Source organism: Vreelandella zhanjiangensis DSM 21076 (assembly GCF_000377665.1).
Lineage (GTDB): Bacteria > Pseudomonadota > Gammaproteobacteria > Pseudomonadales > Halomonadaceae > Vreelandella > Vreelandella zhanjiangensis.
In genome coordinates, this window is record NZ_KB898651.1 from 294,642 (window position 1) to 305,224 (window position 10,583).

Genomic DNA, 10,583 nt, shown 5'->3' on the forward strand with positions numbered 1-10,583 from the left:
AGCGGCTACCCGTTTATGGGTAACCGCCTGCCTGCAAGAATGGTTGAAACATAAAAAGACTATTCGCCCGCCACTTCAGAAAAGTGGCCCGATTTATCCAGGGTAAATTCGACAAAGTCCCGCGCCAGGTAAAGCGAGCCCGAATACGCGCTCTGGGCTTCTTTGCGGATATCCTCGATGGAAGGCGACGCCTGAGGGTTGAACTGATAACGCGGGCTAAAGTGCGTCAGCACCAGGTTAGGCAGCGCGACCGATTCGGCAAAATCCCCAACAAGCTTGGCGTAGCTATGCCCCACTTCAATCGCCTTCTGGGCCATCTCTTGGGTATAGGTGGCTTCATGCACCAGCACTTGAGCACCCGCGCATGCGTCAATCAACAACTCAGGCCGGTCATTGTCTCCCGCGATCACTACTTTCCTGGGCTTGTTCTTGAAGATTAAGTAGTCAGCGCTTTTTAACTGCTCGCCCGCAAACTCAACATCAAACCCTTGCTTCAACTGACCCCACAACGGCCCTCTCGGGATGCCCTTTTGGGTTAGCTTTTCGATATCTAAAGCAGCGTCGACGTTTTTCTCAGTAAACGCATAGGCGTAGCACGCCACCCGATGGGAAAGCCTGAACGTGGCAACCGTTATGTTCGCAAACTCAACGCTAGGCAGGTCGTCCGAGGCGATAAACTCCAGGGCGAAAGGCAAGCCTAGCTGTGTGGTTTCACAGGTCGCCTCCAACCATGCTTTGATGCCTGCAGGCGCCACAATGGTAAGCGGCGCTTTACGGCCATTCATCCCCGCACTCGCCAATATGCCCGGCAGCCCATAGCAGTGGTCGCCATGTACGTGGGTAATCAAAATGGCTTTTAGTGAATTAAACGACAGCTTCGTGCGCAAGACCTGATGCTGGGTGCCCTCCCCGCAATCAATCAGGTACCAGCCTTTCCCCTTGCTCTCGCGCAAGGCGATGCCGGTGACGTTGCGGGTCTTGGTGGGCACGCCAGCGGAGGTGCCTAAGAATAATAGATTCATATTTTATTTATGCTCTCTTGCGCTCGCTCTGTAAAGGCTTCGGGCTACCGCACAGTAAGCTCCGCTTCTCAAGTTTTTTCACGGCAGAGTGGTCAGCAAGCTGCCCTTTCCTTTAAAAAGAAATAACCGATAACTGGCAATATCCGTGCGGCGAGCAGTACCGCCACCCCCATAAATTTGATTTAGATCAACTTTATCGCAGACATCTTTTATGAAGACTTTAGTATCAATTCTTGGCGCCGATACAAGAGAAAGGATCCTTTAGCGCTCAACCGCATACTGACTACAGGCCCCGCCCCGCAAGCTTCATGAATTAACCTTTCCATGTGAGAAAACATAATGCTGCAGGCACTACACCGTGTTTCCTTGGGCCGTAAATTTGTACTAGTTCTCGCCTTACCATTGGTGGCCATGACGTGGTTAGCCATATCGGGGATTTTGGAACGAAAAGAGCTTGTCTCTGAAATGGGACATCTTCAGGAAATGACGGTGCTGAGCCAATATGCTGGGGTTCTGGTTCATGAACTTCAGCGCGAGCGAGGAGTGACAGCCGCATTTTTAGGCAGCAATGGTCAAAATTTCCGTACGGAACTACCTAGCCAGCGTCGAAAAACTGATGAGCGTCTCAACGAGTTCAACACATATACAAATAGCCTAACTTATTCTGGCAACGATGCCGCGGTACAGGCACAAGTGAGCCAGGCTAATAACCTGTTGAGTGCTTTAGCCGCCCATCGCCAGCGCGTTGACCGACAGGAAATAGCAGGTGAGCAGTCAAACGCCTACTACACAGATATTAATAACTTTTTAATTAGCATTGTTAGCCAATTGACGTTTAGTGTTGAGCAAGGCGAAGTTATCAGACAGCTCAACGCTTATTATAACCTTTTAAACATCAAAGAATTAGCGGGCATAGAGCGCGCCATGTTAACCACTGCTTTTAGTACCAACACTCTGTCTCCAACGATGTACACCAGCCTGCTCTCGTTAACAGGTCGCTCTAGCGTCTATATCAGCAGCTTCAATAGCTTTTCGGATGAAAGTATTCAAAGCGAACTTGCAGCGGTATTGGCAAGTGATCTTGCCCGCAACCTGGCGGATATGCGGCGCGTCGCGATAACACAAGGCGTTGCGGGCAATTTTAATATCGACCATCAACAATGGTTTGAGCAGCAGACCCTGCTGATTGATCGCTTAGCAGAAGTAAGTCAGAAGGCGGCCGAAGCCTTGCTTGATACTACCCAGAGCTTGCGTGATAAAGCGGTCAGTGAACTGACTTATTACCTGATTTTTTCGTTAGCCGCTGCGATTCTAGCCATACTGCTAGCAGTACTTATTGTCCGCAGTATTGCGCGCCCGTTACAAGTAGCGCTGGAAAACATCCAAACACGCGGTGGTGATCTCACTCAGCGCCTAGCCGTTCCAGGAAGCGATGAGCTTTCTATGCTGTATCACGCATTCAATGAATCGACGCTTAAAACAGAAGAGTTAGTGGCCAGCATTAAACAGGGTGCTCAGTCTGTTGAGTTAGCCAGTAAGGAAATTGCGAAAGGTAACGCAGATCTAGCACAACGCACTGAAGAACAATCCGCTTCGTTAGTTGAAACGGCTTCCAGCATGGAGCAGATAACAGCGACCGTAAAACAGAGCGCAGATACCGCTCAACAAGCACGGCTTTCCACACAGGAAATGGCTGACCAGGCCAATGAGGCGAACGATATAGCCGAACGGGCACGCGTGGCGATGGAACAGATCGAAGAAGCCAACCAGCAAGTAACGGCGATAGTCGAGGCTATTGATAATATTGCTTTTCAAACCAACATCCTGGCGTTGAATGCCTCAGTAGAGGCGGCGCGCGCTGGCGAGCAAGGCCGTGGGTTCGCGGTAGTGGCCTCCGAAGTGCGTAATCTGGCAAGCCGAAGTGCAGAAGAAGCCAAGCAGATCCGAAAGCTTATCAGCAACAATGTCGACAGCATAAAAGAAGGCGGGAATCTGGTAACGTCCACCAGCGAAACGCTAAAAACTATTGCAAAACGCGCACAGCATACCGCTGCCTTAGTGTCAGAAATATCATCCGCGACCACTGAGCAATCATCGGGTATTGAGCAAATCAACCAAGCGTTGACTCAGTTGGAAGAAGTAACCCAGCAAAACGCGGCGCTGGTTGAGCAAGTGGCCACAGCAAGCCGCTCACTGGATGACCAGGCAGGCGACATGGCCAATATGGTGGGCCGCTTCAAGGTTAGCGAAGAGAATAACTCATTGGCATTAGCCCATTACGGCTACTAGCTCGACGAAAACGTATTCCTAAAGACATAGTAGCTATTCAGCAAGCCTTCAATACGCGATGTAAGCTTTTAAATAAGGCGGTAAGCGCTGGTTTCTCAAAACCGGCGCTGAAGCCTCTTCAACATTCTCAGTTTTCCTATTTCAGCCTATAGCTGACAGCGATCAACATAACCGCTAATAAGTTGCATTAACGCAAGCATATTAGCGTTTCATGTGATACCAATGGTTAGGCAACCCACTCTCTGTTAGGGAAGATTTGCCATGTCAGCCACGAACGAGAAAGTCTTCATCAGCCCCGGCCGCTACGTGCAGGGAGAAGGCGTTACCGCACGCGCCGGTCACTACGTCTCGGCACTCGGGAAAACGGCACTGCTGATTGCCGACGATGTGGTTTGGGACATCGCGGGCAAGGAGCTTAGCGCTAGTCTTAAAAGCGAAGGTATCAGTTTCGAGCGCGCAGTGTTTGAGGGCGAAGCCTCTAACCGCGAAATCGACCGCCTCGTTGAGCTTGGCCGCAAGCAGCAGGCAGACGTTGTTATTGGCTTTGGTGGCGGTAAAGCCATCGACACCGCCAAGGGTGTGGCTGAAAAGCTCGAAGCGGCCTGTGCCGTACTGCCCACGACCGCCTCTACCGATGCGCCCACCAGCGCCCTATCGGTCATCTACAGCGACGATGGCGAGTTCGAGTCCTACCGCTTCTACAGCAAGAACCCCGACTTGGTACTGGTAGATACCGGCATCATCTGCAAGGCACCGCCGCGATTCCTGGCCTCGGGCATTGCCGATGCGCTGGCTACCTGGGTTGAAGCGCGCGCCGCCATTCGCGCTAACGCCCACAATATGGCGGGCGGTAAAGCCACATTGCTAGGCGCCACAATTGGTGAGAAGTGCGAAGACATCCTCTTCGAGCACGCCATGCTGGCTTACCAAGCCAACGAAGCGCAAATCGTTACGCCCTCGTTTGAAGCCGTGGTCGAGGCCAACACGCTACTTAGCGGCTTGGGCTTTGAGAGCGGCGGCCTGGCGGCAGCGCACGCCATTCATAATGGCTTCACCGCCCTGCATGGCGAGATTCACAATCTGACCCACGGCGAAAAAGTAGCGTACGGCACGGTCGCGCAGCTGATTCTGGATCAAACGCCCCAGGCGGAGCTGGAAGAGTATCTGGATCTCTACATAGCGCTGGGCCTGCCGGTCACGCTGAAAGCACTCAAGCTCGACCAGGCAAGCGAAGAAGATCTTTACCGCGTAGCCGAGGCGGCGCTTAAAGAAGGTGAATCAAGCCATAATCTGGCCTATGAACTGACGCCTAAGCAGATAGTCCATGCTATCAAAGCGGTGGATGCTCATGCGCGGGCGTTTATGGAGAAGATGGGGGTGAGCGAGTAAAGCCCACAAGGCATATGGCGCCACGTGTGTGGCGCCATATTGATCGACTAGCCCTCGCGCCGGAAATCAGGTAGCGGCCGTCGAAGATGATACCCGGTACCGCATTCACCCCGGCTTCCATGAATCGCTGCTCTGTCGCACGAACGTTATTCGCGTACTGATCAGAGCGGGCGATGGCCTCAGCGGCGTCGCCATAAAGCCCTACCTCAATGGCCTTCGTGAGAAAGCCGACAAGGAATTAACAGGTAGCGCTTTTCAAGATGGAAAAACCACCACGTCATCCCCCTCTTGCCATGGATGAAACTTGGTCATGGCCTGCAGAAAAAGCGCGTGCTCCAACCAGTGTTGTAGCCACCGCTGAAGGTGCGGGTAAGGTAGGCTATAAAAAACATCGCGATCTACATGGGCGAATTGGCGGATAAAAGGCATGATACCAATATCAGCAATGGTCGCGTTATCTCCCAGAAGATAAGGCTTTTGAGTCAGCTTCTCCTCTAAAACCTGTAAAAAAGCTTCACCCCGCTGCCGGTACTCTGCCTGGGTCATTTCGAGATGTCGGTCGGCGTATTTATAGCGATCCAACCAATGTTTAAATTCATTATCATTTTGCTCGATCAGGGCATTGGCCTGAGCCCTAACCTTCACATCTAACAGCCCTTGCGGATCTTGTTGCTCAAGCGCCCACACCATTATTTCTCGGCTCTCTTCGATCACAGTACCATCAAAAAGCTGTAAAACAGGCACAGTGCCTTTCGGGCTAATCGCTAGCATCTGGGCCGGTTTGTTCTTCAATGTGATCTCGCGCAGCTCCACTAGTAACTCAGCAAACAATAAGCCGAGCCGGGCACGCATGGCATAGGGGCAGCGACGAAAAGAGTAAAGGCGATGAAGTGATGACGTCATGGACATTTTTCACAGTTGAATTGAAGTCAGTAGACTCGGTGACCACTCTAAGGCGAGACGTTAGCCATTCGCGTTTTCATCCGCCACCTGACGTAGCGCATCGACCAGCACGTCAGCGGGCTGGGCGCCAGAAATCAGGTAGCGGCCGTCAAGAATGAACCCCGGTACAGCGCTCACCCCTGCCTTCATGAACTGCTGTTCTGCCGCTCGAACCTCGTCCGCGTACTGATCAGACCGGGCAATGGCCTCGGCCGTGTCACCGTCAAGCCCAACTTCAATGGCCTTCTCGCGTAGAACCTCTGGGTCTGAAGGGTTTTTCGCCTCACCGAAGTAGGCCTCAAACAGTGCCAATTGCAGGGGCGTCTCACGGTTTTGCGTTGCGGCCCATACCAGCACGCGGTGGGCATCGAACGTATTGTTCGCCCGCCTCTCCTGGGCTCCACGGAAATTCAATCCCAGCTCTTCGGCGACCTTCATGATCTCGCGCTGGGACTGCTCCATGGTGGCCGCATCCTTGCCGTACTTGCGGCAAAGGTGCTCAAGTATTGGCTCGCCCTCGGGCGGCATGTCCCGGTTGAGCTCAAAGGGCTGCCAGTGAAGCTCGACCTCGATCTCGCCCTTCAAGGTTTCCAGCGCTTGTTCCAGGCGCCGGTAGCCGATCGCACACCACGGGCAGGCAACATCGGACACCAGGTCAATTCTCAACGTTTGCATTGGGCAATCCCCTCATTCGATCAAACTGAAGAAAGCATGGTACGTGCCTATAGAAAGTAACGACAGTACCGTCATGTAACGAATAAAGGCGTTACTCGATAGTGGGTTCCGGTAACACCGGCGGCGTACTGTCCATATAGGTCAGGAAGTCTTGCCAGATGTCGTGCGTTCGCTGTTTCGTTAAACGGGTACTGCACGTAATGCCCATGACGTTCCGAATGGTCCCCTCGCGCCACTGCGTATAGACAGCGCCGCAATGGGCAGCGGCATACGCCTGCCACTGCTTTTGAGCCACCTTGATAGCATCGACTAACGCAGGGTCAGCCGCGCTATGTTCAATGCTCGTTTCCAGATAGTGGGTAAGTACGTCCTCGGCGGCCTCTAACTCGATAGCCGCGCACCGATTGGTCTCGAGCGTGTTTCTGATGTTATTGCAATCAAGCGCCTCGTCATCAGCCACGGCTGATAACGACAGCGAAGCGAGCACTATGAATAGCCACTGTTTCATTTTTTTCCCCAAACGCACATAAGGTGCTGGCCAAGCGGGCACAACCGCCATGTTCTCATATTCGACGCCAGGGAGATCATCTAACCGTTGAACGACCCTGCCTGCGCATTCATGACCTGCACGGGCGGCCAGCCCGGATCTCAGCAAACATTAGCTCGGCAGCATGTGCTTGTTATAGTCCGCAGCCAATTTTATTTGGCTCTTCTGGGCATGGCGTGCTTTCCCCTGCCGTAAGAGTGACACCGTATTGAGGCTGAAAATCTTGACCACTACTCCACATTGTCGTGTGTGTTTCAAAACCTGCTTTTACTACGCACCAATTCCAAAAAAACACGTTTGAGCCGTGAATCATCAGCGATTCAGTGCGCCACTCCTTAATGTTTGGAAAGCGTGCCTCACCTCTATAACTGGTTTTATCTCCCCTTCTCATTTGTTCACGGCCATAAGGGTAGGAGCTTGATATTAAAGTCACCCAAGCATCCTGAATGGGTTTTCCTTCCACATCGGTGACGAGGATTTCAGCATTCGGCTGAAGCGTTTTGTTTATTGGATAAACAACACAGCCTGATAGCAATAGGGCTATCGTTAGTATGAGTAGTTTCATGTTTGATTTGCTATAACGTTTGACATGAGAGACATGCTCCGGCTTGCCGGGGCATGTCCTCTCGATGGAAGGGGTAGACTTGGCGCACAGACTAATGGCGAACCAGAGAATTACCAATCCCGTGGGGCTGTTAGCTCTTCAACGTCTGCCTCGAAGCCATATGCCTTTGCAATGAACTCGAAGTCTGCTCCGATGTTATCGCGTGCGGCGGTTTCCAACTCGCTTCCGTTTTCTTCAAGTTCTTCGCCAAGAAGGTTGAAGTCTTCTGTCGCTGCGTGCGTGAGAGTGTAAAGCTGCTCCAAGGAACTGGGCTTCTTGTCCTCAATTGCCTTGCAAAGTTTGAACAGAATCTTAATTCCCTTCTCCACCTGAGCAGCGGGAAAGTACGAGTCTTTCTGCATATCGCTCAAGAAACTGTGAGCAAGGATCTGTTGGTTCTGAATCGTCATGTCTTTCTCGTTGGGTAGTGAAGTGGTTGTCGCCAGGCCTAACGCCCTCCTTTGTGGCAAACTTGGAGCGCAGCGGAAGATTTGTCCGACAGCAACGCTTTGTTAGGCTAGTAATGCCGCATAGTTTTTGTAGGCGCGAGTCATAAAACAATCGAACTAACCATTCACCTTACATAGCTGTGATTTGCTTATAGGCCACAGCCTTAAATCGTGGTTACGGAACTTGTTAACTGATGACGTAGAAGATTTATTTGATTTTTCACTCACCTTACTAGCGTCAAAAATACCAAAGGCGAGTAACACATCATCAACTTTATAACTTTCAAACAGTTCAAAATCAGGAGACCATATAGACACATTAACTGAATCCAATGTATCTTTTTTATCTGTTTTTCTATATGGGCCTGCTAAGTTCACTACTGAAAATTTACCGTTTTTACCATCGATAGTTCTAATAGACTTGACAACCCCAATAATCGCAACAGGAACAGTAACGGTTGCTTTACGTACATTCGAATAACACCTAAAAAACTCTTTGTCTTCATAGTAAAAGTCCTTCCATGGAAGGCGAACACCATCAAACACCAGTTCTAGTAGATTTTCTATATCTTTGTTTTCTTCGCAAAACGATCGCACCTTTAACACCCTTAGAGCACTATTTATATACGAACCAAGCTTTTTTTCAGACTTGATATATTCTTTTTCTTTAGTTTCTTTTTTATTATCTGATTCGCTATTCTTCTTTTTTTTCGCCAGATTTTGTAGCTCATTAATGGCCTTTTTTACGGCTAATAATCGCAACTCAAATTTACCTGATTCTGTTTGAGCGAGAACATTCCCTTCAGACTCTCGAACAATTAACTTTACCTGTCCTTCAACGTTGTATTTGCACTCCGATCCGTGAGTATTGCTTGCTTTCAATCTGAAGTATGGATTTACAGAGATAATTTTGTCGCCTTCCTCACGTGTAAAACCATTCACGAAGATAACTTTGGCGTCACAAAATTCGCATTCAAGAGTGGATTCATAATCTGAGTTTTCGGCCATAGATATAGTGATTCTTCTCTTGTTGCTATCTATAGCGGCAGGCATTTTTGAAGCCATATAAATTCCAATTTTAGATGTATTGCCTAACGAGGCTGTAGAAAAACCTGATTTCGAGCCGTTTCCACCGCCTGTTGTCCTTATTCATTTACCCAGCCGGTCATCTGGCTGAGTAATCTTGATATCGGCATTTAGCCACTTGGGCGCCCAGCGAAAGCTTATTGAAGACGACCTTTTGCTCTTAAAAAGCAACTTACACCGTTCTAAGCCCTTCATGACGCGGCCAAGTGGCCGTAATTCACCAACTTCTCAATATTGTGCACCAAGCAGTAGAGCTGCCACTGACCTTGCACCTTTTTCTTACCCCGAAGGCTGAACCGGTTCAGTCTTTTCGTTGTGCCAATGTTGCCAAAAACAGGTTCCACGACTGACATACGATGGCTGTAAATTTCTTTGCCCTTGGGGCTATCGACTCGGTGCTTCATCCAGTCGGTATAATTAGGTAAGCGTTTGTTCTCGACAATAAAAGATACTTGCCTCCCTGCGCCGTTGCGATGATCGGCCGAGCTCGGGTTTTGCATGCATCGGTATTTCTTTGGGCAGTGCCGACATTGCAGCAAGCGACCTTCAAAGTGTACCCGGGTCTTGCCATTATCAGTTTCTCGTTGCCCGCGATAAGACAGCTTTTCACCGGTGGGGCAAATACACGTTAGCGCTACTGGATCAAACTGGAACGCGCTTGCTGGCGTCGTCTCTCGCCAGCCTTTATCCGGCAGGTTCTGATGGCGCTTGCCATATTTGTCTTTCTGGTTAGCGAACTTCGGATCTCGGCTGCGGAACTGGTTATCGGGGATGTAGCCGTTGATCTGCTGTTCGTGCAGATACTTCATATTGGCTTCGTTGGCAAAGCCTGTATCCGCGGTGACGACGGTGCCTTTCTGGTAGATGTTGTCCGCAATCCCGAGCTTCTTAAAACGGGCTTCGACCGTTTCCAGCACGGGTTGCAAGGTGTGGTGTTCCTGGCCTTCGCCAAAGGCCTGAGCATCAATGATGATCTGGTGTTTTTTATCCACCGTGGCGACGCCGTTATAGCCCTGGATTGTGCCCTTGCTGGTGGTCATTTTGGCACTTTCGTTATCGGTTAGATTGCTTTTTACTTCCTTGATTCGCTTCCCCCGGCCCATCCTTGGGCTGTGCGTCTTTAGGAAACGATCTACTTTATTCATGGCGGCATCTAGCGAGAGAATCGTCTTGGCCCGTCGGATATCCCGATCCAGATCGGCTTCTGTCTCGGCCTCATCACGCGCGTAGTGCTCCAGTAGGTGATGCCGAATCAGGCCTCTCAGTTTCTCACGCTTCTCGCCCAACTCTTTGAATGTGCCAGACCACTCTTTGGAAGCGTCGGAGGACATCTTGCAGCCATCAATGGCAAAGAGTTCGTTACCCAACAAGCCTTGTTCGTGGCACACCAGCAGCACTTGTTCGAACAGCGCTTCAATCCCATCAGCATGGCGGCTGACGAAGCTGGCCAATGTGGTGAAGTGGGGAACGGTATCGCAGGAAAGGGCTTTGAAAATGATGTTGGTCTCGCAGCACCATTGCATTTCACGACTGGAGGTGATGCCTTTTGAGTAAGCAAACAGGATAATCTTGAGCAGGAT

General features: G+C 50.6%; 10 protein-coding genes. 2 read left to right on the forward strand and 8 right to left on the reverse strand.

Translation table 11 applies throughout. The features are described 5' to 3' along the window. Positions 1–59 precede the first annotated feature (59 nt). A complete protein-coding gene (locus tag D467_RS0113640; protein WP_018918083.1) occupies positions 60–1,022 on the reverse strand; it encodes a ribonuclease Z in 963 nt (320 codons plus the stop codon). 411 nt (positions 1,023–1,433) lie between these two features. Here D467_RS0113640 and D467_RS0113645 point away from each other — a divergent pair, with 411 nt between their 5' ends. Both D467_RS0113645 and D467_RS0113650 read left to right on the forward strand, forming a co-directional pair. After that, entirely contained in the window at positions 1,434–3,311 is a 1,878-nt protein-coding gene (locus D467_RS0113645) for a methyl-accepting chemotaxis protein (RefSeq protein ID WP_244147836.1), read from the forward strand. Positions 3,312–3,572: 261 nt separating this feature from the next. After that, positions 3,573–4,700 (forward strand): glycerol dehydrogenase, encoded by a 1,128-nt coding sequence (locus tag D467_RS0113650; RefSeq protein ID WP_018918085.1) that lies wholly within the window; start codon positions 3,573–3,575, stop codon positions 4,698–4,700. A 255-nt stretch (positions 4,701–4,955) separates the two neighbouring features. Here the strand turns inward: D467_RS0113650 and D467_RS0113655 are convergent, their stop codons facing one another. From D467_RS0113655 to D467_RS19260, 7 genes are all read right to left on the reverse strand, one after another. Then, on the reverse strand, positions 4,956–5,603 hold the full coding sequence (locus D467_RS0113655) for a glutathione S-transferase (RefSeq protein WP_018918086.1): 648 nt from the start codon (positions 5,601–5,603) through the stop codon (positions 4,956–4,958). Positions 5,604–5,663: 60 nt separating this feature from the next. Further along, complete coding sequence (locus tag D467_RS0113660; protein ID WP_018918087.1) at positions 5,664–6,317, reverse strand: DsbA family oxidoreductase; 654 nt, start codon at positions 6,315–6,317, stop codon at positions 5,664–5,666. Positions 6,318–6,408: 91 nt separating this feature from the next. Next, the gene (locus tag D467_RS0113665; protein ID WP_018918088.1) at positions 6,409–6,825 is read right to left on the reverse strand and encodes a lysozyme inhibitor LprI family protein; all 417 of its coding nucleotides are present in this window, start codon (positions 6,823–6,825) and stop codon (positions 6,409–6,411) included. A gap of 172 nt (positions 6,826–6,997) precedes the next feature. Continuing rightward, a complete protein-coding gene (locus tag D467_RS19855; protein ID WP_155826495.1) occupies positions 6,998–7,429 on the reverse strand; it encodes a carboxypeptidase regulatory-like domain-containing protein in 432 nt (143 codons plus the stop codon). A gap of 110 nt (positions 7,430–7,539) precedes the next feature. Further along, positions 7,540–7,878 (reverse strand): DUF5713 family protein, encoded by a 339-nt coding sequence (locus tag D467_RS0113670; protein ID WP_018918089.1) that lies wholly within the window; start codon positions 7,876–7,878, stop codon positions 7,540–7,542. 156 nt (positions 7,879–8,034) lie between these two features. Continuing rightward, positions 8,035–8,982 (reverse strand): hypothetical protein, encoded by a 948-nt coding sequence (locus D467_RS0113675; RefSeq protein ID WP_018918090.1) that lies wholly within the window; start codon positions 8,980–8,982, stop codon positions 8,035–8,037. A gap of 212 nt (positions 8,983–9,194) precedes the next feature. Further along, positions 9,195–10,583: transposase (locus tag D467_RS19260; protein WP_018918091.1), on the reverse strand; the 1,389-nt coding region annotated here is incomplete at its 5' end.